General features: G+C 63.4%; 22 protein-coding genes. 10 read left to right on the forward strand and 12 right to left on the reverse strand.

Going from position 1 to position 22781, the window contains the following annotated elements:
* The first annotated feature begins 6 nt into the window (after positions 1-6).
* On the forward strand, positions 7-750 hold the full coding sequence (locus ACNQOP_RS08695) for an ABC transporter permease (protein WP_257371168.1): 744 nt from the start codon (positions 7-9) through the stop codon (positions 748-750).
* The gene (locus ACNQOP_RS08700) at positions 747-1358 is read left to right on the forward strand and encodes a TetR family transcriptional regulator (RefSeq protein WP_257371145.1); all 612 of its coding nucleotides are present in this window, start codon (positions 747-749) and stop codon (positions 1356-1358) included. Before ACNQOP_RS08695 ends, ACNQOP_RS08700 begins: the two co-directional genes overlap by 4 nt.
* Positions 1359-1371: 13 nt before the next feature.
* On the opposite strand, the gene ACNQOP_RS08705 is transcribed toward ACNQOP_RS08700, so the two are convergent.
* Genes ACNQOP_RS08705 through dxr form a run of 5 tightly spaced genes read right to left on the reverse strand, consistent with a single transcriptional unit; the run spans position 1372 to position 6317 of the window.
* Complete coding sequence (locus ACNQOP_RS08705; RefSeq protein WP_416404392.1) at positions 1372-2250, reverse strand: GNAT family N-acetyltransferase; 879 nt, start codon at positions 2248-2250, stop codon at positions 1372-1374.
* Positions 2213-3379 (reverse strand): flavodoxin-dependent (E)-4-hydroxy-3-methylbut-2-enyl-diphosphate synthase, encoded by a 1167-nt coding sequence (gene ispG, locus ACNQOP_RS08710; RefSeq protein WP_235521789.1) that lies wholly within the window; start codon positions 3377-3379, stop codon positions 2213-2215. The genes ACNQOP_RS08705 and ispG overlap by 38 nt, the downstream gene beginning before the upstream one ends.
* Positions 3380-3427: 48 nt before the next feature.
* Positions 3428-3721, reverse strand: coding sequence for a YciI family protein (locus ACNQOP_RS08715; protein WP_257371146.1), 294 nt, complete (start codon positions 3719-3721; stop codon positions 3428-3430).
* A gap of 43 nt (positions 3722-3764) precedes the next feature.
* Positions 3765-5096: a M50 family metallopeptidase gene (locus ACNQOP_RS08720; RefSeq protein ID WP_416404178.1), complete on the reverse strand. Its 1332-nt coding sequence runs from the start codon at positions 5094-5096 to the stop codon at positions 3765-3767.
* Between the two features lie 33 nt (positions 5097-5129).
* Entirely contained in the window at positions 5130-6317 is a 1188-nt protein-coding gene (gene dxr, locus ACNQOP_RS08725; RefSeq protein WP_416404180.1) for a 1-deoxy-D-xylulose-5-phosphate reductoisomerase, read from the reverse strand.
* Between the two features lie 85 nt (positions 6318-6402).
* Here dxr and ACNQOP_RS08730 point away from each other — a divergent pair, with 85 nt between their 5' ends.
* Positions 6403-7863 carry a lipase maturation factor family protein gene (locus tag ACNQOP_RS08730; RefSeq protein WP_416404181.1) on the forward strand — a complete coding sequence of 487 codons (1461 nt, stop codon included), beginning with the start codon at positions 6403-6405 and terminating at the stop codon, positions 7861-7863.
* On the opposite strand, the gene ACNQOP_RS08735 is transcribed toward ACNQOP_RS08730, so the two are convergent.
* Entirely contained in the window at positions 7855-8901 is a 1047-nt protein-coding gene (locus tag ACNQOP_RS08735; RefSeq protein ID WP_284987761.1) for a LacI family DNA-binding transcriptional regulator, read from the reverse strand. The genes ACNQOP_RS08730 and ACNQOP_RS08735 overlap by 9 nt on opposite strands.
* Positions 8902-9185: 284 nt before the next feature.
* On the opposite strand from ACNQOP_RS08735, the gene ACNQOP_RS08740 reads away from it, so the two are divergent.
* The 7 genes from ACNQOP_RS08740 to ACNQOP_RS08770 are packed head-to-tail and all read left to right on the forward strand — an operon-like array spanning position 9186 to position 16408.
* Complete coding sequence (locus tag ACNQOP_RS08740) at positions 9186-10505, forward strand: ABC transporter substrate-binding protein (RefSeq protein WP_416404183.1); 1320 nt, start codon at positions 9186-9188, stop codon at positions 10503-10505.
* Positions 10506-10509: 4 nt separating this feature from the next.
* Positions 10510-11427 (forward strand): carbohydrate ABC transporter permease, encoded by a 918-nt coding sequence (locus ACNQOP_RS08745; protein WP_416404185.1) that lies wholly within the window; start codon positions 10510-10512, stop codon positions 11425-11427.
* A complete protein-coding gene (locus ACNQOP_RS08750; RefSeq protein WP_416404186.1) occupies positions 11427-12326 on the forward strand; it encodes a carbohydrate ABC transporter permease in 900 nt (299 codons plus the stop codon). Before ACNQOP_RS08745 ends, ACNQOP_RS08750 begins: the two co-directional genes overlap by 1 nt.
* A 30-nt stretch (positions 12327-12356) precedes the next feature.
* Positions 12357-13553: a Gfo/Idh/MocA family protein gene (locus tag ACNQOP_RS08755; protein ID WP_257371154.1), complete on the forward strand. Its 1197-nt coding sequence runs from the start codon at positions 12357-12359 to the stop codon at positions 13551-13553.
* Positions 13554-13563: 10 nt separating this feature from the next.
* Positions 13564-14568: a sugar phosphate isomerase/epimerase family protein gene (locus tag ACNQOP_RS08760; protein ID WP_416404393.1), complete on the forward strand. Its 1005-nt coding sequence runs from the start codon at positions 13564-13566 to the stop codon at positions 14566-14568.
* A 50-nt stretch (positions 14569-14618) separates the two neighbouring features.
* The gene (locus ACNQOP_RS08765; RefSeq protein ID WP_257371156.1) at positions 14619-15320 is read left to right on the forward strand and encodes a ThuA domain-containing protein; all 702 of its coding nucleotides are present in this window, start codon (positions 14619-14621) and stop codon (positions 15318-15320) included.
* On the forward strand, positions 15305-16408 hold the full coding sequence (locus tag ACNQOP_RS08770; RefSeq protein WP_416404188.1) for a Gfo/Idh/MocA family protein: 1104 nt from the start codon (positions 15305-15307) through the stop codon (positions 16406-16408). Before ACNQOP_RS08765 ends, ACNQOP_RS08770 begins: the two co-directional genes overlap by 16 nt.
* Positions 16409-16527: 119 nt before the next feature.
* On the opposite strand, the gene ACNQOP_RS08775 is transcribed toward ACNQOP_RS08770, so the two are convergent.
* From ACNQOP_RS08775 to ACNQOP_RS08800, 6 genes are read right to left on the reverse strand one after another with little or no spacing between them, the layout of a single operon-like run.
* Positions 16528-17355, reverse strand: coding sequence for an HpcH/HpaI aldolase/citrate lyase family protein (locus ACNQOP_RS08775; protein ID WP_416404191.1), 828 nt, complete (start codon positions 17353-17355; stop codon positions 16528-16530).
* Positions 17356-17402: 47 nt separating this feature from the next.
* Positions 17403-17888 (reverse strand): MaoC family dehydratase, encoded by a 486-nt coding sequence (locus ACNQOP_RS08780; RefSeq protein ID WP_416404193.1) that lies wholly within the window; start codon positions 17886-17888, stop codon positions 17403-17405.
* The gene (locus ACNQOP_RS08785) at positions 17885-18637 is read right to left on the reverse strand and encodes a CoA transferase subunit B (RefSeq protein WP_416404194.1); all 753 of its coding nucleotides are present in this window, start codon (positions 18635-18637) and stop codon (positions 17885-17887) included. Before ACNQOP_RS08785 ends, ACNQOP_RS08780 begins: the two co-directional genes overlap by 4 nt.
* Before the next feature lie 2 nt (positions 18638-18639).
* Positions 18640-19431 (reverse strand): CoA transferase subunit A, encoded by a 792-nt coding sequence (locus ACNQOP_RS08790; protein WP_416404196.1) that lies wholly within the window; start codon positions 19429-19431, stop codon positions 18640-18642.
* A gap of 20 nt (positions 19432-19451) precedes the next feature.
* Positions 19452-20615 (reverse strand): acyl-CoA dehydrogenase family protein, encoded by a 1164-nt coding sequence (locus ACNQOP_RS08795; protein WP_211711802.1) that lies wholly within the window; start codon positions 20613-20615, stop codon positions 19452-19454.
* Positions 20612-22780, reverse strand: a complete 2169-nt coding sequence (locus ACNQOP_RS08800; protein ID WP_416404197.1) for an acetyl/propionyl/methylcrotonyl-CoA carboxylase subunit alpha — start codon at positions 22778-22780, stop codon at positions 20612-20614. Before ACNQOP_RS08800 ends, ACNQOP_RS08795 begins: the two co-directional genes overlap by 4 nt.
* Position 22781 lies beyond the last annotated feature (1 nt).

Here is a 22781-nt window from a genome sequence, read left to right on the forward strand (position 1 = left end):
GTCCGCATGACCATCGCCACAACCCGGCGCGTCCTTGAGCAACTGCGACACGACCACCGCAGCGTTGCACTGATCCTGGTGGTCCCCGCCCTGTTGCTGGCAGCGGTCTATTTCCTGTATGAAAACGAGACGCTTCCACCCGGATTCCCGCGGACCTTCGACCGTGTTGGCCTCATGATGCTGGCCATCTTTCCCTTCGTGGTGATGTTCCTGGTCACCTCCATCACCATGCTGCGCGAACGGACTTCAGGTACCCTGGAGCGGCTCCTGACGACACCCATCCACAAAGCCGACCTGCTGTTCGGATATGCACTGGCCTTCTCCATCATGGCCTCCCTGCAATCCCTGGTGGCCACGGCCGTTGCGTACTGGGTCTTTGGCCTCGACATCAAGGGAAGCCCCGGCTTCGTAGTGATGATCGCCGTCATCAACGCCGTCCTGGGTGTCGCCTTGGGGCTGCTGTGTTCCGCGTTTGCCCGCACCGAGTTCCAGGCCGTGCAGTTCATGCCCGTCGTGGTGGTGCCGCAGATCCTGCTGTGCGGCCTCTTCGTGGCCCGGGACGACATGAACCAGGTCCTCGAGGCCATCTCAGGCGTCCTGCCACTGACGTTCTCCGTGGATGCACTTAAGGAAATCGCGGGAAACGCCGACGCCACAGCGGCACTGTGGCAAGACACATTGATCATGGGCGGAATCGTGGTGGGCGTCCTTGTCCTGGCATCGCTGACCCTGCGGAGGCAGAGCCGGTGAGCCTCCCCCAAGTGCGGCGGGGCCGCCGAAACGCCGGCGACCATTCACGCGAAGCCATCCTCGCAGCAGCCCGCCACCTCTTTGCTGAACGCGGCTTCGAGGGGACAAGCCTCCGCCAAGTCGCCAGGGACGCGGGCGTGGACCCGGCCATGGTCCACCATTTCTTCCGCGGCAAGGACGAACTCTTTGCTGCGAGCGTTGAACTGCCCGCAGATCCTGCGGAAGTGTTGGCCGGCGTCGAAGACCTGGACCCGGCGGCGCGGGCGGAGGCGATCGTCCGTGCTGTACTTCGCCTGTGGGAAGGTCCGGCGCAGCACGGCCTGGTGGCTTTTGTCCGGGGAACCATCGGCTCCAAAGCCAAGACGGCGCTGATGCGGGAAATGGTGAACCGCACCATCCTCTCCAGGATCATGGCCGGCGTTCCCGGAACCGCCGAGGAGGTCCGGATGCGGGGCAACCTGGTGGCGACCCAAGTGGTGGGATTGATGCTGGTCCGTTACGTGATCCGGCTTGAGCCCCTGGCTTCCGCCGGCCGGGACGAAGTTGTCCGGCTGACTGCGCCGAACATCCAGCGCTACCTCACTGGGGACCTTGACGCCTCCGGCTGAGCAGCGGATAGGCCTAGAAAAGAACAGTCGCGAACGTGCCCACTTGCTCGAAGCCCACCCGCTCGTAGGTGGCACGGGCTTTGGCGTTGTAGTCGTTCACGTACAGGCTGGTCACCGGAGCGAAGGTGCGGGAAAGATTAACGACGGCGGCCATGTACCCGGCGCTCTGGCCGCGCCCACGCAGTTCCGGATTCATCCACACACCCTGGACCTGGGTAACGTCCGGGGTCACGGCACCCAGCTCGGCCTTGAAGACCACCGTGCCCGTGGCATCAATGTGCACCAGCGAATGGCCCTGTCGGATGAGCCCCGCAACCCGCCTGCTGTAGAACTCCTGGCCGCCCAGGAAGGGCGAATAGCCAACTTCTTCCTCGAACATCGCCGCGCAGGCAGGCAGGATGCGATCGAAGTCTTCCATCCTGCCGAAAGTCAGCGAAGGATTGGGGCTTGTGGTCGGTTTGCCGGAAATTGTCAGGAGCGGCTGCTGGGAGCGGACTTCATGGGCGGAGTGCCCCAATTGCTCGAAACGGGAGTACAGCGCGAGCACTGTGTCGGCCGGGCCAAAGATGGACGCGTAACGTCGACCCGTCTGGTGGGCAGCGTTGGCTACGTACCCAGCCAGTCCGGGATCGAGTTGCACGGGGACCAGGTTTGCTCCCGCCCAACAGGCCCCCAGGAGGGTCGTATCGTCGAACACTCCGAAGATACTGGCACCGCCGCTGGTGGGCGCCGCCGTACCCGTACTGTCCAAGTGCGAGAGTATGAAGACGTTGGCTACAACGTCTTCGCTTGCAAGCTCGCGAAGGGCCAGGGTGTCGGCACTGCCGAGCACCCTGACTCCCAAGCCGGTCCCGTTACGAGACGCTAACCACGGGGCTACCCTTGACAGCATCTTCGCCATCGGCCTCCCCCATCTCTTCGGCGATGCGCATGGCCTCTTCGATCAGTGTCTCAACAATTTGGCTCTCAGGCACAGTCTTGATGACCTCGCCCTTGACGAAAATCTGGCCCTTGCCGTTACCGGAAGCCACACCAAGGTCCGCTTCGCGTGCCTCGCCGGGTCCGTTGACGACGCAGCCCATGACGGCGACGCGCAGCGGGATCTCCATGCCCTCAAGGCCGGCGGTGACCTGTTCGGCCAGTGTGTAGACGTCAACCTGGGCGCGGCCACACGATGGGCAGGACACGATCTCGAGCTTGCGGGGGCGCAGGTTCAAGGACTGCAGGATCTGGTTTCCAACCTTGATCTCTTCCACCGGCGGGGCAGACAGGGAGACCCGGATGGTGTCGCCGATACCGCGCGACAGGAGCGCACCGAAGGCCGTGGCCGACTTGATGGTGCCTTGGAAGGCAGGTCCGGCCTCGGTCACACCGAGGTGCAGGGGCCAGTCGCCCTTCTCGGCGAGCATCTCGTAGGCGGCCACCATGATGACGGGGTCGTTGTGCTTGACCGAGATCTTGAAGTCGTGGAATCCGTGCTCTTCGAAGAGGGAGGCTTCCCAGACAGCGGACTCAACAAGGGCTTCCGGGGTGGCCTTGCCGTACTTCTTCAGGATGCCGGGCTCGAGGGAGCCTGCGTTGACGCCGATCCGGATGGACGTGCCGTGATCGCGGGCAGCCGCAGCGATTTCCTTGACCTGGTCATCGAACTTACGGATATTTCCGGGGTTTACACGGACCGCTGCGCAGCCGGCCTCAATGGCCGCAAAGACGTACTTCGGCTGGAAGTGGATGTCGGCGATCACCGGGATCTGCGACTTGCGGGCAATGATGGGCAACGCTTCGGCATCATCGGCGGACGGGCAGGCGACGCGGACAATGTCACAGCCTGATGCTGTGAGCTCCGCGATTTGCTGCAGCGTGGCGTTGATGTCCGTGGTGGGCGTGGTGGTCATCGACTGAACGCTGATGGGCGAATCAGAACCAACGCCCACTGAACCAACTTTGATCTGCCGCGTCTTACGTCGCGGGGCAAGAACGGGTGGTGGGGCTGCTGGCATTCCCAGGCTGACCGAGGTCACGTGGACTCCTTGGGTTGGGGTGGGGCGATGTAGTGGAGGACGGCCGTGTCAGGACGTGTGAGAGGCAAGGACACCGATGACCGGGGACCATTCCGTGGTTCGGATTCCGGCGATAACGCCGGCTGCAGCGAACGGATCCTCCTTGAGGAGGTCGTTGAGCTGGGTTTCATCCGCAGACTTGAAGATCAACAGTGCACCAGCGCCGTCACCGTACGGGCCGCTGGCAAGCAACGTGCTTTCCTCGGCCAGTCCGCCGAGCCAGGCACGGTGCGCCGGCCGGGTTTCATCGCGAAGGGCTTCGGAATCGGCGGCGTATACGTACTCAACAGCGAAAACAGTCATGGAGCTAGCCTATCCCGCCTGCCCCGCCGAGAATATTCACAGCTCAGCCAAAGATGTTCACGGGCTTGACGATGTCTGCGTAGATCAAGAGCGCACCCATGGCCATGAGCAACGCGGCCACAACGTAGGTAGCAGGCAGCAGTTTGGCGATGTCGAAGGCCCCGGGGTCCGGTTTTCCCCTCAACCTGGCCACTTGGCGGCGTGCGCCCTCGTACAGGGCGCCAGCAACGTGGCCGCCGTCCAAGGGCAGGAGCGGTATCAGGTTGAAGATCGCCAGCGCAAAGTTGAGCCCGGCCAACAAGCCCACCAAGGTTCCAATACGCGCCTGCATGGGCACCTGTTCCATGGCGGCGACTTCGCCGGCCACCCGGCCGACGCCCACTACGCTGATGGGACCGTTGGGGTCCCGGGGTTCCTCACTGAAGGCCGCTTTCGCGACGCCCACCACCCTGGCGGGCAGGTTGAAGATCACACCGGCGATCTGCTTGATGTTCTCCCCTGCCATGGGAAGGACAGCCGACGCCGGTTGGGGTACCAGCGCGCTCTGGGCGCCAATTCCCAGGAATCCGACTTCCTGGTATTTCAGGACACCGTTGGCGTCCTGCTCCGCGCGTCCGTCCGGTCCGACCACTGGCCGGGAGGAGAGTACCGGCGTCACAGTGGTCTCCACCGACGTGCCGTTGCGCTGCACGGTTATGGGGACATCCTTGCCCGCAGATGCCCGGATCCAGCTGGTCAGCTCGTCCCAGCTGGTCACTTCCTTGCCGTCGAAGGAGGTGATGGTGTCATTCGGCTGGAGCCCGGCAGCTGCGGCAGGGGTGAGCTTGCAGTCCGCGGAATCAGGGTCCACGGTCTGGCCCGCAGCGACTTGGCACTTGGAAACGTCGGCGATTGTGGTGGTTGATTGGGCCACGCCGAATCCCATCAGCAGCACCGCCAGCAGGATCAGGCCGATGATCATGTTCATGGCGGGACCGCCGAGCATGATGATGATCTTCTTCCAGACCGGCAACTTGTAGAACACGCGCTTCTCGTCGCCCGGACCCACTTCCTCGTGCGCCATCGAACGCGCTTCGGTGGCCAGTGTCTGGAACATTCCTGTACTGGAAGGGCGGACGGCGCCGTCGTCCTTGTTGGGCGGGTACATGCCGATCATGGCCACATAACCACCCAGCGGCAGGGCCTTGAAGCCGTACTCCGTTTCGCCCTTTTTCCGGGACCACAATGTGGGCCCGAAGCCGATCATGTACTTGGTGACTCGGACCTTGAAGAGCTTCGCGGGCACCAGGTGGCCTACCTCGTGCAACGCGATGGAGACCGCTACGCCAATGGCGACGAAGACGACTCCGAGAATGAAGAGAAGGACGGGACTCATACCGGTGGGACTGCTTCCATAAGGGTTTGTAGGCTACAGGGCGCTGCTGCTGGCTAAACGATCGTGGGTTCGGGCGCGTGCCCACTTCTCAGCATCCAGCACGGACTCCACCGTAAGCTCCGAGGAGCCTGAATGTTCGCTGAGGACGGACTCCACCGTGTCCACGATGTCGGTGAACCTGATGCGCCCGGCATGGAAAGCTGCGACCGCTTCTTCATTGGCAGCGTTGAACACGGCCGGGAACGTACTGCCCTGCTTCGCGGCGTCCTTGGCGAGATCCACGGCGGGGAAAGCCACGGTATCAAGTGGCTCGAACGTCCAACTGGTGGCTTGGCTCCAATCGCAGGCCTGAGCGGCGCGCGGAACACGGTCAGGCCACCCCAACCCCAAGGCGATGGGCAACCTCATATCCGGCGGCGACGCCTGGGCGATGATGGAGCCGTCCACGAACTGGACCATCGAGTGAACCACCGATTGGGGGTGGACCACCACGTCAATCCTGTCCAGCGGAACATCGAAGAGCAGGTGGGCCTCGATCACTTCCAAACCCTTGTTGACCAGGCTGGCCGAATTGGTGGTGACCATCAGGCCCATGTCCCAGGTGGGGTGGGCAAGGGCCTCCTGCGGTGTGACGTCATGAAGCTGTTCACGCGTGCGGCCACGGAACGGGCCACCCGAAGCGGTGAGGATCAGCTTTTCGACTTCCGGCTCAGTGCCTGAGCGCAAGCACTGCGCTATGGCCGAATGCTCGGAGTCCACGGGGACGATCTGGCCAGGGCGGGCTGCAGCCTTGACCAGCGCGCCGCCGACGATCAGTGATTCCTTGTTGGCCAGGGCCAGCGTTGCTCCCGTGCCGAGCGCGGCCAACGTCGGGGCCAACCCTATGGAGCCTGTGATGCCGTTCAGGACAACGTCGCACGCAATGGCTGCGATCCGGGTGGAGGCATCCGGGCCGACGAAGATTTCCGGAGTGAATCCTCCGATGCCTTCGGAGGCGGCAGCGGCATCGATCATCTGCCGTAGCGTCGCAGGGTCCCCGTGGGCGATCCCCACCGCTTGGGCACGCGTATGGACGGCCTGCTGCGCAATGAGTCCAAGGTTTCCGCCGCCCGCACTGAGCGCCACCACCTCGAAGCGGTGAGGCGCGCCATCGACGACGTCTAGCGCCTGTGTGCCGATGGAACCGGTGGACCCGAGGATGACGATCTTGCGCGGCTGCATTCCTTAAGTATCCCAGCCACCGGGGAAGGCAGCGACCGGACCTGGAGCTTTGTGGAGAACCGCCGGCCGGGCGTACCGTGGAACCGTGGAGTGGCTGTCCTGGCTTGATGCCTGGGATTACGAGTTCGCGCGGCAGGTGCTGCAGCGTGGCACGGCCGGGCTGTACTTCGTTGCTTTTCTCTCCACGCTGAATCAATTTCCTGCCCTTCTGGGCGAGCATGGATTGCTTCCCGTGCCGGAGTTCATGGAAGTGGCCCGCCGCCTGGCACGGCCCACCCTCTTTCGGTGGCGCTACTCGGACGGCCTCCTCCGGATCGTCTGCGTGGCGGGCATGGCCGTTGCGGCCCTGCTGGTTTTGGGGCTCCCCCAGGCCGGGCCGCCGTGGCTCCCGCTGCTGGCATTCCTCGTCCTGTGGCTGCTCTACATGTCGATTGTCAACGTCGGCCAGACGTTCTACGGTTTCGGCTGGGAGATCCTGCTCCTCGAGGCCGGGTTCATCGTGGCTTTCCTGGGTTCGGACCAGACACCGCCGCCCACCCCTGTCCTGGTCATGATCATCTGGCTGGTCTTCCGGCTTGAGTTCGGCGCCGGGATGATCAAGATCCGCGGGGGTCGTGAATGGCGGGACATGACCGCGATGTTCTACCACCATGAGACCCAACCGATGCCTGGCCCGCTCAGCAGGCAGGCACACCTGATGCCGCGGCCCCTCCACAGGCTCGAGGTGCTGGGCAACCATTTTGCGCAGCTCGTGGTCCCGTTCTTCCTGTTCGCTCCGCAGCCCCTGGCCAGCGTTGCGGCGGGCATCATCATCGTGACCCAGCTCTGGCTGGTGGCGAGCGGGAATTTCGCGTGGCTGAACTGGGTGGCGATCGTCTTGGCCTTCGCCGCCGTGAGCGATCCTGTGGCACACTCCGTCTTTCCGTCCATCCCGCTGGAGTGGCACCCAGGTGCCGAAACCCCGTTGTGGTGGCTCGCCGTCGTCGTGCTTGTTACGGCGCTGCTGCTGGTGCTGAGCTACCGCCCACTGCTCAACTTGTTCTCCCGCCACCAACTGATGAATGCCAGCTTCAACCGCTGGCGGCTGGTCAACGCCTATGGCGCGTTCGGGACGGTCACGAAGCAGCGGATCGAGATCGTGGTGGAAGGCACCATGGCTGAGGAGCCGGACGCACCTGACGAGAACTGGCTGGAGTACGGTTTCAAGGGCAAGCCCGGGGAACTCCGGCGGCTCCCGCGGCAATGGGCCCCGTACCACCTTCGCTTGGACTGGCTCATGTGGTTCCTGCCGCTGCGGACCGTCCATGAGGACTGGTTCTACGCTTTCCTGGACAGGCTACTGGAGGCCGACAAGCCCACCCTCAACCTGCTTCGACGGGATCCGTTCGACGGCGGCCGCCCGCGGTGGGTCCGGGCGCGAAGCTACCTTTACCGCTTCGCCAGTCGCGCGGAGTTCCGCGAAACCGGGGACCGTTGGGTGCGGGTGCTGCTGTATGAGGCCATCCCGCCACTGCAGCTGAACCCACGACGACGGGACCTAGCGTAGCGCTGTTGCGCGCGGCGGCGCAGTGGACTCGCGAACAACGAGGTGGGTTGCCAGTTCCACCCTTCTGGAGTCGATTTCTTCCCCCTGCATTTGGCGGAGGATGAAGTTCAAGGCTGATCGGCCTATTTCCTGCAGCGGCTGGCTCACCGACGTCAAGGGTGGGATGGACTCCTCCGCCTGGTAGGTCCCATCGAAGCCCACCAGGCTCATCTCCTCCGGAATCCGCACGTCCTGACGCCGCGCCTCAGCCAAGACGCCCAAAGCGATACTGTCGCTGCCGGCGAAGATCGCGGTGGGCGGATCCTCCAAAGCCAGCAGCGCCTTGAAGGCGGCGGCACCGTTCTCCGGCCGGAACTTCCCGGCCGAGACATACTCGTGTTCCACAGTGATGCCTTCGGCCATGAGGGCAGCCATGTAGCCATGGAGGCGGGCCTGACTGCACTCGGCGGTGTCGGGACCGCCGATGAACGCGATCCGGCGGTGCCCGAGTTCGAGGAGGTGCATGGCGGCTGCTTTGCCGCCTGCCCAGTTGCTGGCGCCCACGCTGAACAGGTTCGACGGTGGCGGGTTGAGGGGGTCGATCACCACGATCGGGATCTGGCGGCGTTGGAATGCTTCGAGCTGCGTTGCCCCGAAGGCCGAGGTGACCACGATCATTCCGCTGCGTCCTTCGTCAATCATGCGCTGCGCCCGCTCCTCGGGCCCCAGGGACGGCGGAGCCTGCAGGCCCGTCACCGAGAGCACCACTTCCATGCCGGAGACGTTGGCCTGCTCCATGACGCCGTTGAGGATCTCCATGTTGTAGGCGGAATTCAACGAGTCGAAGACTGCTTCCACTGTTCGTTGCACGGGTTTGCCTTTGCGTTGGAGCGGCGTCTTATAGCCAGTCCGCTGGAGCGCCTCCAGGACCCGCGTGCGGGTTCCCTGGGCCACGTCGGCCCGTCCGTTTACCACTTTGGAGACCGTGGGGACCGACACTCCAACCTCTTGGGCCACAGCGGAAAGCGTCATTTTTGACGGTTGGTCTTCGGGGGCCATAAAAGTCTGCTTTCGAAAAGTTTCGGTGTTGCTTTAGTGTGCAGCAGCATCGGCCTCGGCGTCAATCGTGAAGCTATGGCGGGAAAGATTCTTGACGGACACCCTTGACGGTGACATAGCTCACGGCTAAATTTGGTGGGCACTTTCGAAAGAACTTCCGAAACATTTCGAAAAGCTTTCAGGGTAACTGGCGATCGAAGTTGATCCCTCCCCGCAGAGTGCGGCTTTTTATACGAGCAGCCGGGCCATCAGCGTCGAGCCCGTAGGACGAATGGAAACAGCACATGAATAATCTGAAGTTGCGCACCGCCGGAATGGCGGTCTCGGCAGCCGTCTTGTCGATCTCGCTCGCAGCCTGCGGCTCCTCAGGCCCCGCCGGAACGGGAGCTTCCGCGGGTTCTGCCACCATGTGGGGCCTGACGGGCGGTGACCAACCGGTCTTCCAGGCCTCCGTGGACTCCTGGAACAAGGCGCACCCCGATTCCTCCATCAAGCTCGACTTCTTCGCCAACGATGCCTACAAGACCAAGGTCCGTACGGCCGTAGGCGCGGGACAGGGCCCCACACTGGTGTATGGCTGGGGAGGCGGTGTCCTTAAGTCCTACGTCGACGCCGGCCAGGTGGATGACCTGACAGGATTCCTCAAAGAGAACCCCGACGTCCAGAGCCGCTATCTCCCGTCGATCCTGGAAAGTGGCGTCATCGATGGCAAGACCTACGCGCTGCCCAACAACAAAGTGCAGCCGGTGGTCCTCTATTACAACAAGGAAGTCTTCGACAAGATCGGCGCCGAAGCGCCCAAGACCTGGGATGAACTCATGGCCCTGGTGCCCAAGTTCAAAGCCGCGGGCGTAGCTCCGTTCTCGCTGGGCGGGCAGTCGAAATGGCCGGACCTCATGTGGCTCGAATACCTCGTGGACCGTATCGGTGGACCCGAAGTCTTCGCCAAGATCGCAGCCAACAAGCCTGATGCATGGTCCGACCCTGCCGTCATTGAAGCGTTGACCAGGATCCAGGAACTGGTGGATGCCGGTGGCTTCATCAACGGCTTCTCCTCCATTGCAGCTGACAGCAACGCCGACCAGGCCCTTCTTTACACCGGCAAGGCAGCCCTGATCCTGCAGGGCAGCTGGATCTACCAGGGCATGAAGAAAGACGCCGCCGATTTCGTCAAGAGCGGCAAGCTCGGTTACACCCCCTTCCCCACCATCGACGGCGGTAAGGGAAACCCGGCAAACGTCGTGGGAAACCCTTCCAACTTCTGGTCGGTTTCCTCAAAGGCAACCGAGGAACAAAAGAAGACAGCGCTGAGCTACGTCAAGGACGGAATGTTCAATGACGACAACGTCAAGGCCCTGATCGACTCCGGCGCCGTTCCTGTGGTCACGGGCATCGAAGACAAGCTTGCTGCGTCGCCGGACAAGGACTTCCTGACGTACGTCTACGGCATGGCCAAGGACGCCCCTGATTTCACGCTGTCCTGGGACCAGGCACTCAGCCCGGCGCAGGGCGATGCGATGCTGGCGAACCTTGACCAGATTTTCCTGAAGAAGATCACGCCCGAGCAGTTCGCCTCAGCCATGAACGCGACGATCGGGAAGTAATCCGGTGTCAACCACTACTGCTGCTACCCGGGAGCAGACCTCCCGGCGGACCCTCGAAAAGGGTCCGTCGGGGTGGCTGGCAGTCCCGGCCCTCGCTTTCTTCACGCTGTTCGCGATTCTTCCCCTCCTGGGCGTCCTTTTCCTGAGCTTCACCCGCTGGGACGGGCTTGGCGAAATCAAGCTCGACGGACTCTCCAGCTGGCAAACAGTCCTGAGCGACCCTGTTACAGGAAATGCCCTGCTGGTGACGGCCAAGATCATGTTCTTCTCGTTCGTCGTCCAGGCCCCCATCAGCCTCCTGCTGGGCGTCTTCACCGCTGCCAGCCAGAAGTACCGCGCCGCGTTGGCAGTGCTCTACTTTGTGCCGCTCCTCCTTTCCTCCGCGGCTGTCGCCATCGCCTTCAAAGCGCTCCTGGATCCGAACTTCGGCCTGGGCCCTGGCTTGGGCCTGCCGTTCCTGGCCCAGGACTGGCTGGGCAACTCGGACCTGGTGCTGTTCGTGGTGGTCTTCGTGATCGCCTGGCAATTCGTGCCGTTCCACACCCTGATCTACCAAGGCGGCGTCAGGCAGATACCCACGTCGCTGTACGAAGCGGCGCAGATCGATGGTGCCGGGAGGGTCCAGCAGTTCTTCAACATCACCCTCCCCCAGTTGAAGTACACGATCATCACCTCGTCCACCCTGATGGTGGTTGGTTCCCTGGCTTACTTCGACCTGGTCTTCGTCCTCACTGCCGGCGGCCCGGGCTATTCCACCCGGTTGCTTCCGCTGCACATGTACCTCACCGGCTTCAAAGCCAATGACATGGGAGCGGCGAGCGCCCTGGGAGTGATCCTCGTGGTCATCGGCCTGGCGTTGGCGCTGTTCCTCCAACGACTCGGCGGCAAGAACCGCAATGCCAGCCAATTGGAAGGTGCGTAATGGCTTCCACCACACAGCTCCCCACGTCACCGGCAGCACCGCCGAAGCCGGCCGCTACCCGCCGTCGGACTCCACAGACCGGCAGGTCGCGGCCCAACATCCTGGGCGGACTGGGCGGCTGGGCCTGGCTGGCCATGATCATTGTGCCGGTCTACTACGTGGTCATCACCAGCTTGAAGAACCAAGCAGGCTTCTTTACGTCCAACCCGATGCTGCCGCCCTCCGAACCGACCCTGGACAATTACAAACTGGTACTGGAAAACGACTTCGCCAAGTACTTCGCCAACAGCCTGATCGTCACGCTGGGCAGTGTTATTCCGGCTCTGTTGGTTTCCTTCATGGCGGCGTACGCAATCGTCCGGGGCAGGGGTAAATTCCTCGGCCTGACCAACAACATCTTCCTGCTGGGCCTGGCCATCCCGCTTCACGCCACGATCATCCCCATCTATTGGATGATCACCAAAGCCCACATGTACGACACTTTGTTGGCCTTGATCCTGCCGTCCATTGCCTTCGCGATTCCGATCTCCGTGCTGATCCTTTCCAACTTCCTGCGGGACGTACCCAACGAGTTGTTCGAGTCGATGCGCCTGGATGGCTGCTCTGACTGGGCCATGCTGTGGCGGCTCGCTTTGCCGATGACCAAGCCCGCCGTCATCACCGTCGGGATTTACAACGCGCTCAACGTATGGAATGGATTCCTGTTTCCGCTGATCCTCACGCAGAGCCCTGATACCCGGGTCCTGCCCCTGTCGCTGTGGACGTTCCAGGGCGAGTTCAGCGTCAACATTCCTGCGGTACTCGCATCCGTCGTCCTCGCTACCCTGCCGTTGCTTGTGGTCTATGTGGTGGCACGCCGCCAACTGCTCAGCGGCCTGACCGCAGGCTTCAGCAAGTGACTGGCGTCTGCCAGCAGAAAGGATCCCGTCATGACTGAAACGAAACCACTGCGGGTGGGCATGGTCGGCTATGCATTCATGGGTGCAGCGCACTCCCACGCCTGGCGTACGGCACCGCGGTTCTTCGACTTGCCCCTGGTCCCTGAACTCACGGCAGTGGCCGGCAGGAATGCCGACGGCGTCCGCGTAGCCGCCCACAAATACGGTTGGAACAGCGTGGAGACCGATTGGCGCCGGCTGATCGAACGGGACGACATCGACCTCATCGATATCTGCACACCGGGCAACACCCACGCCGAGATCGCCATCGCCGCCCTTGAGGCCGGCAAGCACGTCCTCTGCGAAAAGCCCCTTGCCAACACCGTGGAAGAGGCCGAGAAGATGACCGCCGTGGCCCAGGCCGCAGCCGAGCGGGGCGTGCTGTCCATGTGCGGCTTCAGCTACCGCCGGACCCCTGCACTGGCCCTGGCAAAGCGGATGGTGGATGACGGGCGCCTGGGCGACATCCGGCATGTGCGAGCGCAGTATCTGCAGGATTGGCTCAGCGACGCGGACGCGCCGTTGACCTGGCGGCTGGACAAGTCAAAGTCGGGGTCCGGTTCGCTGGGGGACATCGGTGCGCACAGCATCGACGCCGCCCAGTGGATCACCGGCCTGAATGTCACCGGCGTCTCTGCGCTCCTGGAAACGTTCGTGAAAGAACGGCCCGTGGGCGGAGACTTCGTGGGTCTTGGCGGCCGTGGCGGTTCCGACAGCCCGCGTGGTCCGGTCACCGTGGACGACGCAGCGCTGTTCACCGCCCGTTTCGAGTCAAAGCACGACGGCGGTGCTGCCGCCGGCCCTATCGGCATCTTCGAGGCCACCCGGTTCGCTTTGGGACGCAAGAACGCAATGCGCCTGGAGCTCAACGGCACCAAGGGTTCGGTGGCCTTCGATTTCGAGGACATGAACTCCCTGCACTTCTACGATGCTGCCCTGGAACCCGATGCGGGTTTCCGGAAGATCATGGTCACCGAGCCCTCCCATCCCTACACCGCCAACTGGTGGCCAACCGGCCACGGTCTGGGTTACGAGCACGGGTTTACACACCAGGTAGTGGACCTCGTGACGGCCATCGGCGCGGGCGAGCAGCCGTCGCCGTCGTTCGCTGATGCTTTGCAGGTACAAAAGGTGCTTGCCGCAGTCGAGGCGAGCGCGGACAACTCAAGCCGCTGGCAGAACGTCTGAAAGGAACATGATGAACCGACCCATCACCCTCTTCACCGGACAGTGGGCCGACCTGCCTTTCGAGGACGTGGCGAGGCTGGCTGGAGAGTGGGGCTTTGACGGTTTGGAGATCGCTTGTTGGGGCGACCATCTGGATCCACAGCGCATTGTCGAGGATGATGCCTACCTGCAGGCAAAACTGGACGTCCTGGATAAGCACCACCTCACCGTGCACGCCATCGCCAACCACCTGGCCGGACAAGCAGTGTGCGACGACCCCATCGACGAGCGGCACAGGGACATCCTTGCGCCGGCGGTTTGGGGCGACGGCGAGGCGGAAGGCGTGCGGCAACGTGCGGCCGAAACCATGAAGACCACAGCACGCGCCGCGGCAAGGCTGGGGGTCAAAACGGTCACGGGGTTCACGGGCTCGTCCATCTGGAAATGCGTGGCGATGTTTCCCCCGGCCTCTGAGGCCATGATTGAACGCGGCTACCAGGACTTCGCCGACCGCTGGAATCCCATCATGGATGTGTTCGATGAGGTTGGCGTCCGTTTCGCGTTGGAAGTCCACCCTTCCGAGATTGCCTATGACTACTGGACTGCGAAGCGCGCACTCGACGCGATCGGACACAGGGAAGGATTTGGACTGAACTTCGATCCCTCCCACTTCCTGTGGCAGGACCTGGACCCCGTGATGTTCCTCCAGGACTTTGCGGACAAGATCTTCCATGTCCATGTCAAGGAATCCGTCCGGCAACTCAACGGGCGCAACGGGCGCCTTGGATCCCACCTGCCGTGGGCTGATCCACGGCGCGGATGGGACTTCGTCACTGCCGGGCACGGGGACGTTAACTGGGAGCCGATCTTCCGGACGCTCAATGCCATTGGCTACGAAGGACCCACCAGCATCGAATGGGAGGACGCCGGAATGGACCGGCTGATCGGCGCTCCCCAGGCGCTGGACATGGTTCGTCGGCTGGCCGCCATACGGCCCCCGGCGGCAGCTTTCGATGCTGCGTTTGCTACGCGCTGACAGCACCACACCCGACTCAACGACACAACGCCCCGAAATCGAAGGAAACCATGACAAGCAACAACAAGACAGCGCTGGTGGTTCGCGGCGGCTGGGACGGACACCAGCCGGTGGAAGCCACAGAGCTGTTCATTCCCTACCTGCGGGAGAACGGCTACGACGTCCGGGTGGAGGAATCCCCCAAGATCTATGCTGATCCCGACTACATGGCGGGCGTCGACCTGATCGTCCAGTGCATGACCATGACCACCATTGAGAAGGATGAGTTCGAGGGGCTCCGCACGGCCGTCGAGAACGGCACGGGACTCGCGGGCTGGCACGGAGGCATCGCCGATTCCTACCGCAACAACTCGGATTACCTGCACCTGATCGGCGGCCAGTTTGCCTGCCACCCGGGTAAGCATCCTGACGAGCTGTCGGGCGAACAGTCCGACAACTACGTCCCCTACACGGTGAACATGCTTCCAGCGGCCGCCGAACACCCCATCACCAAGGGCATCGGGGATTTCGATCTCGTCACGGAGCAGTACTGGGTCCTGTCCGACGACTACATCGACGTCCTTGCTACCACCACCCAGAAAGTGCGGGAGTGGGATCCGTGGAACCGTGAAGTAACTTCGCCGGCAATCTGGACCCGTCAATGGGGCAAGGGCAGGATCTTTGTCTGCACCCCCGGCCACCGCGTGGAAATCCTCCAGGACAGCAACGTCCGCACCATTATTGAAAGGGGCATGCTGTGGGCAAGCCGCTAAACGTCGGAATCATTGGCTGCGGCGCCATCATCGCGCAGTACCTGAGCAACTTCCGCCGGCTCGACACCATCAATCTGGTAGCCGTTGCCGACCTCGATCCCGCCCGGGCGCAGGCCGTGGCAGACTCCTACGACGGCGTCAGGGCCCTCACTGTGGACGAGCTCCTGGCCGCCAATGACGTTGAGCTCGTCCTCAACCTGACCATTCCCGCTGCACACGCCGACATTGCGTTGAAGGCCATCGCCGCCGGCAAGTCCGTCTACGGCGAAAAGCCGTTGGCAGCCACCACCACGGAGGCCCGGGAAGTACTCGACGCGGCAGCCGCTGCCGGGGTGGTGCTTGGTTGCGCACCGGACACCGTGTTGGGCACTGGCATCCAGACTGCCCGCAAGGCGATCGACGACGGGCTGATCGGCGCACCCATCTCAGCCACGGCGACCATGGCGACTCCCGGGCACGAGCGGTGGCATCCCAACCCCGATTTCTATTACCAGCCCGGCGGTGGGCCCCTCCTTGACATGGGCCCGTACTACGTCTCGGCGCTGGTCACGCTGCTCGGACCCGTGGTTTCGGTGGTGGGCGCGGCCAGCCATACCCGCGACGAACGGACCATCGGCTCAGGGCCGCGTGAAGGCCAAAAAGTACCCGTAGCCATTGACTCGCACGTCACGGGTGTCCTGGTCCATGCGTCAGGGGCCCTTTCCACGCTGTTCATGAGCTTCGACGCGGTCAAGACCAAGAGCCCCAACATCGAAATCCACGGCGAAAAAGGTTCGTTGGTTGTGCCCGACCCCAACTACTTCGACGGCGACGTACAGCTTTTCGCGCTTGGCGCCGAGGACTGGGAGACGCTCCCGGTATCGGCAGGCTATGTGGACTCGGGACGGGGCTTTGGCATTGCCGACCTCGCGGCCACACCGGCGGGACAGGAACCACGTGCCGGTGGACAGTTGGCCTTCCATGCCTTGGAAGTCATGGAGTCGGTGCTGGAATCTGCCCGCAGTGGGCAGGCAGTAGCCATCAAGAGCACGGCCGCACGGCCCGCCACGGTGGAACTGGAGGAACTCTCGACGCCGGTACGCGCCTAGCGCGCTGCGGCGCCCTGCGATTCCGGTCCCCGGGAACGCGGAGCGCCCACGATTCCGGCCCTTGTTTGCTGTCCCCGCCGTTTAACGGTGTGTGCAGCGAACAAGGGCCGGACCCGTCGTTAGCGACCAGCCCTGCGAAGCGTCGCTTCGGCATGCTTGAGGATGGGACCGTCGATCATCTTCCCTTTGAACTGGAACACCCCTGTACCGGCTGCTGCGGCTGCGTCGAGCAACTCAGTGGCCGCCTCCACTGCTTCGGGTGCGGGGGCATACGCTTCCCGGACCACGGCGACCTGGTTCGGGTGGATGCAGGCCTTCGCACCGAACCCGCTGGCCACCGCATCCCGGGACTCCACGCCCAGGCCATCAAGGTCCGGGATGTTCACGTACACGGAGTCGATGGCTTCCTTGCCCGCAGCCTTGGCGGCAAGCAGCACAGCGGAACGGGAGTGCAGCGCGACAGCCCGGTACCCGCCGTCGTCGTTCCTGCTGGACAGGCCGCCCAGGGAGGCGAGCAGGTCTTCGGCACCCCACATCAAGCCGACGACGTTCGGTTGCGCCGCGATCGCGGCAGCGTTGACGATTCCGGCGGCCGTTTCACACAGCGCTATGACCTGGTAACCCGCCAACGCCGCGAGCTGCCCGGCGCTTTCCGCCTTGGCCAGCATCACAGTGCGGTACGGCGTTGCGGCCAAGGCTTCAAGGTCTGCCTCAAACTCGGGCGTGCCCACAGGGTTGACGCGGACGATGGTTCTGGCCGGATCCAGGCGCTCCCCGTCCGGCTGCCTGATGATCGCGTTGCGGGCGCCGGGCTTGTCGGCCGGAGCTACCGCGTCCTCCAGGTCCAGGATCACGGCATCGGACCTGTCGGCTGCCTTCCCGAAACGCTCGGGCCGGTCAGCCGGGCAGAACAAAAGGGCCGGGCCCATGGTGAAGGGAGAAGACATGCATTACCTCGCTGCTGGGGTGTGGGGGCGGTGGTGTCAAGCGGAGGTCAGGACTGTGCGGCGTGCGCTTCCTTGGTCCACATGAGGCAGGTACGGGTGGCCGATGCCACCACGGTCCCGTCCTGGTTGCGGCCGGTGTGCTGCATGGTCACCACGCCCTGTCCGGGGCGGGAGGACGACAACCTTTTTCCGAGGATCACCGTCTCCGTGTACAGCGTATCCCCGTGGTACAGCGGGTGCGGAAAGGTGACGTCGGTCAGCCCCAACTGCGCAATGATGGTGCCCTGCGTCAGCTGCGTGACGGACTGCCCCACCATGGTGGACAGCGTGAACATGGAATTCATGAGCCGCTGTCCGAAGGGCTGCCCTGCGCTCCACGCGGCGTCCAAATGCAGTGCCTGCGTGTTCATGGTCATGGTGGTGAAGAGGACATTGTCCGTTTCGGTGACCGTACGCCCGGGCTTATGCGCGTAGACAACTTCCTCTTCAAGCTCATCGAAGTAGAGCCCACGCTGCTCGACGATCCGCGTCATACGGTCAGCTCCTGGTCTTCCTCAAACAGCTCGGCCCCGGTAGCGGCAACGACGTCGTCGAGACTGACGTTCGGGGCCAGTTCGCGCAGCACCAAACGCGGATCGCCTTCGTCCTTGACGACGTCAATCACCGCGAGGTCCGTAATGATGCGGTCCACGCAGCCTTTGCCCGTCAGCGGAAGGGTGCAGCTTTGGACGATCTTCGGCCTGCCGCTCCGGTCCACGTGCTCCATCATCACGATGACCTTCTTGGCACCGAACACCAGGTCCATGGCGCCGCCCATCCCTTTAACCATCTTGCCCGGGACCATCCAGTTGGCGAGGTCGCCGTTCGCTGCCACTTCCATGGCGCCCAGGACAGCAACGTCCACATGCCCGCCGCGGATCATGCCGAAGGACGACGCCGAATCGAAAAACGCCGCGCCCGCGTTGGTGGTGACGGTCTCCTTGCCGGCGTTGATGAGGTCCGGGTCCACCCTGTCCTCTGCAGGGTAGGGACCGACACCGAGGATGCCGTTCTCCGAATGAAGGATGACTTCCACGCCGTCGGGGATGTAGTTGGGGATCAGGGTTGGCATCCCGATTCCCAGGTTCACGTATTGGCCGTTGACCAGTTCCTTGGCCACGCGGGCGGCCAGTTCGTTGCGGGTCCAGCCTTTGGCTTCGTGATGTTCGACGTCGGCCCGCCGGTACTCGTGACGCACGGCTTCGGGACGGGGCGGGATGTCCTGGAGACTGTTCGATTCCATGGCTAGGCTCCTGCCTGTTCTCTCGTGCCGTCGGACGCTGGTGCCCCCAAGGCGACAGTCCGCTTCTCGATCCGCTTTTCGGTAGACGGCGCCACCACCACGCGCTGCACGAAGATACCTGGCGTGTGGATGTGTTCCGGGTCCAGTTCACCGGGTTCGACGAGTTCCTCCACCTCGGCAATGGTGGTCCTGGCCGCCATCGCGCACAGGGGATTGAAGTTCATTGCCGTCGCGTGGAACACCAGATTGCCGTGCCGGTCGCCCTTCCAGGCATGGACAAGGCCGAAATCCGGGGTCAGCGATTCTTCCAGGACGTAATCGGCTCCATTGAAGGTGCGCACCTCCTTTGGCGAGGAAGCGATCGCAACGTTCCCGTCGGCGTCGTACTTTTGCGGAAGTCCGCCTTCGGACACCTGGGTTCCCACACCGGCTTTGGTGAAGAACGCCGGGATACCGGCACCGCCGGCGCGAAGCTTCTCAGCCAGCGTGCCCTGCGGGGTGAGGATTACCTCCAACTCCCCTGCCAGGTATTGCCGGGCGAACTCTTTGTTCTCGCCAACATATGAGCTGATGGTGCGTCGGATGCGGCCGTCCTTGAGGAGGATGCCCAAACCCCAGTCATCCACCCCGCAGTTGTTGCTCACGGTCTCCAGGGCCTTAGTGCCTTGGCTGTGGAGCGCATCGATCAAAGCCACGGGAATACCGCACAGGCCAAAACCGCCGACGGCGAGCGAGGCGCCGTCGGGGATGTCCCGCACCGCTTCAGCGGCGCTGGCAACAACCTTGTCAATCATCCTTGATCCTTCCCGTACGGTTACAGACCCAGCTCGCGGGCGATCAGCATCAACTGGACCTCGGTGGTGCCTTCCCCGATTTCAAGGATCTTGGAATCGCGGTAATGGCGTGCCACCGTGAATTCGTTGATGAAGCCATAGCCGCCGAACACCTGCGTGGCGTCCCGCGCGTTGTCCATGGCTGCCTCGCCTGCGACCATCTTAGCTATGGCCGCTTCGGTCTTGAACGGCTTGCCTGCCAGCATGCGTGAGGCCGCGTCGTAATACGCCAGGCGGGCTGTGTGGGCCCTGGCCTGCATCCGCGCGATCTTGAACTGGATGGCCTGGTACTTCCCGATGTTTTGCCCAAAAGCGCTGCGTTCTTTGGCATATTTCACGGACAGGTCCACGCAACCCTGGGCTGCGCCGGTGGCGAGGGCAGCAATGGCGATGCGTCCCTCGTCCAGGATGGAGAGGAAGTTCGCGTAGCCGCGGCCGCGCTCGCCCAGCAGGTTCGCTTCCGGGACGCGGACATTGTCCAGGGTGAGCGGGTGCGTGTCGGACGCGTTCCAGCCCACCTTGTTGTACGGCTTTTCGGCGGTGAAACCTGGCGTGTCGGTGGGCACAAGGATGGTGGAGATTTCCTTCTTGGTGCTGCCGTCCGCGTTCTCTTTTTGGCCGGTGACGGCGGTGACCGTGACCAGAGTGGTGATGTCCGTACCGGAGTTGGTGATGAACTCCTTGTTGCCGTTGATAACCCACTCGCCGTTCTCCGTGTGCGCGTGGGTTTTGGTGCCCCCGGCATCAGAACCAGCCTCGCGCTCCGTCAAGCCAAAACCAGCCAAGGAGCGCCCGGAAGCCAGCTCCGGGAGCCACTGTTCCTTTTGCGCATCCGTGCCGAAGCGGTAGACGGGCATGGCCCCTAAGGAAACACCCGCTTCGAGGGTGATGGCGACGGATTGGTCCACTCGGCCCAGCTGCTCCAAAGCCAGCGCCAGGGCGAAGTAGTCTCCGCCCATGCCACCGAACTCTTCCGGGAACGGCAGCCCGAAGAGCCCCATCTCCCCCATCTGCTTGACTACCTCATAGGGAAAGCTGTGCTCTTCGTCGTGCTTTGCCGAGACAGGGGCTACCACCTCGTCGGCGAACTCTCGGACGGAGTCGCTCAGGTCCTGGTATTCCTCGTTGAGTTCAAAGGTGCTCATGGCTGGACTTCCTTGTCTGTGCTGGTCTGGTCTGTGCCGGCCTCATCTGTGCCAGCAGCTATATGAATGGTGGCGAGCACCTGGTCTGCTTTGACCAAGTCCCCGGGCTTGCTGCCCAGATGCACGGTTCCGGCGACCGAGGCCACCAGTTGGTGTTCCATCTTCATGGCTTCGACGGCCAGGAGCACTTGGCCCTCTTCCACGGTGTCGCCGTCAGCCACGGACACGGACACCACGGTTCCGGGCATCGGCGAGCGCACCTCCGGGTCCGCGGCACCCTCTTCGCGCTGGATGCCGGCGAGTACCCGACGCAGCCGTTCGGCACGGTTAAGGACCTCAAAGCGGCAAGACCAGCCGTCGTTTCCCATGAAAAGCTCCGGGACGGCGCCCGGCGCCACGCCCACCGCGTAGGTGAGGACACCGCCGTCGAGCTCCAGGACGATGCTGTCGCCGCTGCGTTCCACCACCATCGCGTTGACGGGGTCGCCGCCGTCGATCCTTGCCGTGAGGGCACCGTCGTCCTCGGTGATGGACACCGTCGCCATGGCACCTCCCGAAACACCCAACGTCGCCGTCCAGGCGGCAGGGGCGCCTACCCGCCAAGCGTCAGGAACCTTCCAGGCGTTGCCTGCGAGCGCCGGCCCGGTGCGATCCAGCCACAGCGTGAGCGCGGCAGCGATCAGTTCGCTCGGCCCAGCGTGCCGGAACGCCATGGACGGGAGTTTCCGCTCGATCAGCCCCGTATCCAAATGCCCGGCGTGGACCTCGGAATCATTGATGAGCAGCCGCAGGTACTCGACGTTAGTATCCACACCCAGCAGCGTGTAACGCTCCAGGGCCGCATCGAGGGTGGCCAGCGCCGCCGCGCGGTCTTCGCCCCAGGCAATGACTTTGGCAAGCATGGGGTCGTAGTCGCCGGTGATCTCCAAGCCCTCACGCATGGCAGAGTCGATCCGGACGTTGGCATGCCCGTACTGCACTCCTGACACTGATGAATCGACCGCACCCTGCTCGGCCAGCGCCACGACACGCCCCATCGACGGCATGAAGTTCCGCTCGGGCACCTCGGCGTAGACACGCGCCTCAACGGCGTGGCCGTTAAGCACGACGTCGGATTGCGCGACGGTTAGCACCTCGCCGGCGGCGATCCGCACCTGCCATTCAACGAGGTCGACGCCGGTGACCATTTCCGTGACGGGGTGCTCCACTTGCAGCCGGGTGTTCATTTCCATGAAGAAAAACTCGTCCGGGTGCTCATCCGAGACCAGGAACTCCACCGTGCCTGCGCCGCTGTAGTTGACACTCCGCGCCGCCTGGCAGGCAGCCTCACCGATCCGCTCCCGCTGCGCCTGGCCGTCAGGCAGTGCGTCGAAAAGCGCCGACGGGGCTTCCTCGATGACCTTTTGATGCCGGCGTTGCAGCGAGCATTCGCGCTCGCCGAGGTGGATGACGTTGCCATGGTTGTCCGCCAGGACCTGCACTTCAATGTGCCTGGGAGCCCGGATGAGGCGTTCGAGGAAGAGGGTGTCGTCCCCAAAGGCAGCTGCAGCCACGCGCCTCGCCGTGAGGAGGGTGGCGGGCATGTCCTCCAACCGCTCCACCACGTGCATGCCCTTGCCGCCACCGCCCGCTGACGGCTTGATCAGGAGGGGAAACCCCACTTCCGGAGCAGCATTAATGAGTTCCTGGTCCGTGAGTCCGGGTTTGGCGATCCCGGGCACGCACGGGACGTCGTAGGCCATCACATGGTTCTTTGAGCGGATCTTGTCACCCATTACCTCGATGGCACCGATCCCCGGGCCGATGAACGTGATGCCCGCGGCGTCCAGCGCTTTGGCGAACTCCACGTTCTCTGACAGGAAGCCGTAACCAGGGTGGACGGCATCGGCCCCACTGCGACGGCACGCCTCGATGATGGCGTCGATCCGGAGGTAGCTCTCTGCGGGAGCCGTGCCGCCGATGGCGACGGCAGTGTCGGCGAGCGTGACGTGCTTTGCCTCTTTGTCGGCGTCCGAATACACGGCGACGGAGCGGATGCCCATCTCCTTCAGCGTACGGATGACCCGGCAGGCAATCTCGCCCCGGTTGGCGACCAAGACGGTATTGAAGGTGCGGGGTGCGGTTGGACTTGTGGTCGGGGCTTTGGTTGGCGTCGGGAAGGTCATG

The organism is Arthrobacter sp. LFS091 (assembly GCF_047977885.1).
Lineage (GTDB): Bacteria > Actinomycetota > Actinomycetes > Actinomycetales > Micrococcaceae > Arthrobacter.

Coding starts and splice junctions, on each gene's coding strand:
- ACNQOP_RS08695 (WP_257371168.1), top strand. CDS start 7: ATGACCATCGCCACAACCCGGCGCGTCCTTGAGCAACTGCGACACGAC.
- ACNQOP_RS08705 (WP_416404392.1), bottom strand. CDS start 2,250: ATGCTGTCAAGGGTAGCCCCGTGGTTAGCGTCTCGTAACGGGACCGGC.
- ACNQOP_RS08715 (WP_257371146.1), bottom strand. CDS start 3,721: ATGACTGTTTTCGCTGTTGAGTACGTATACGCCGCCGATTCCGAAGCC.
- ACNQOP_RS08720 (WP_416404178.1), bottom strand. CDS start 5,096: ATGAGTCCCGTCCTTCTCTTCATTCTCGGAGTCGTCTTCGTCGCCATT.
- dxr (WP_416404180.1), bottom strand. CDS start 6,317: ATGCAGCCGCGCAAGATCGTCATCCTCGGGTCCACCGGTTCCATCGGC.
- ACNQOP_RS08735 (WP_284987761.1), bottom strand. CDS start 8,901: ATGGCCCCCGAAGACCAACCGTCAAAAATGACGCTTTCCGCTGTGGCC.
- ACNQOP_RS08740 (WP_416404183.1), top strand. CDS start 9,186: ATGAATAATCTGAAGTTGCGCACCGCCGGAATGGCGGTCTCGGCAGCC.
- ACNQOP_RS08750 (WP_416404186.1), top strand. CDS start 11,427: ATGGCTTCCACCACACAGCTCCCCACGTCACCGGCAGCACCGCCGAAG.
- ACNQOP_RS08755 (WP_257371154.1), top strand. CDS start 12,357: ATGACTGAAACGAAACCACTGCGGGTGGGCATGGTCGGCTATGCATTC.
- ACNQOP_RS08760 (WP_416404393.1), top strand. CDS start 13,564: ATGAACCGACCCATCACCCTCTTCACCGGACAGTGGGCCGACCTGCCT.
- ACNQOP_RS08765 (WP_257371156.1), top strand. CDS start 14,619: ATGACAAGCAACAACAAGACAGCGCTGGTGGTTCGCGGCGGCTGGGAC.
- ACNQOP_RS08775 (WP_416404191.1), bottom strand. CDS start 17,355: ATGTCTTCTCCCTTCACCATGGGCCCGGCCCTTTTGTTCTGCCCGGCT.
- ACNQOP_RS08780 (WP_416404193.1), bottom strand. CDS start 17,888: ATGACGCGGATCGTCGAGCAGCGTGGGCTCTACTTCGATGAGCTTGAA.
- ACNQOP_RS08785 (WP_416404194.1), bottom strand. CDS start 18,637: ATGGAATCGAACAGTCTCCAGGACATCCCGCCCCGTCCCGAAGCCGTG.
- ACNQOP_RS08790 (WP_416404196.1), bottom strand. CDS start 19,431: ATGATTGACAAGGTTGTTGCCAGCGCCGCTGAAGCGGTGCGGGACATC.
- ACNQOP_RS08795 (WP_211711802.1), bottom strand. CDS start 20,615: ATGAGCACCTTTGAACTCAACGAGGAATACCAGGACCTGAGCGACTCC.
- ACNQOP_RS08800 (WP_416404197.1), bottom strand. CDS start 22,780: ATGACCTTCCCGACGCCAACCAAAGCCCCGACCACAAGTCCAACCGCA.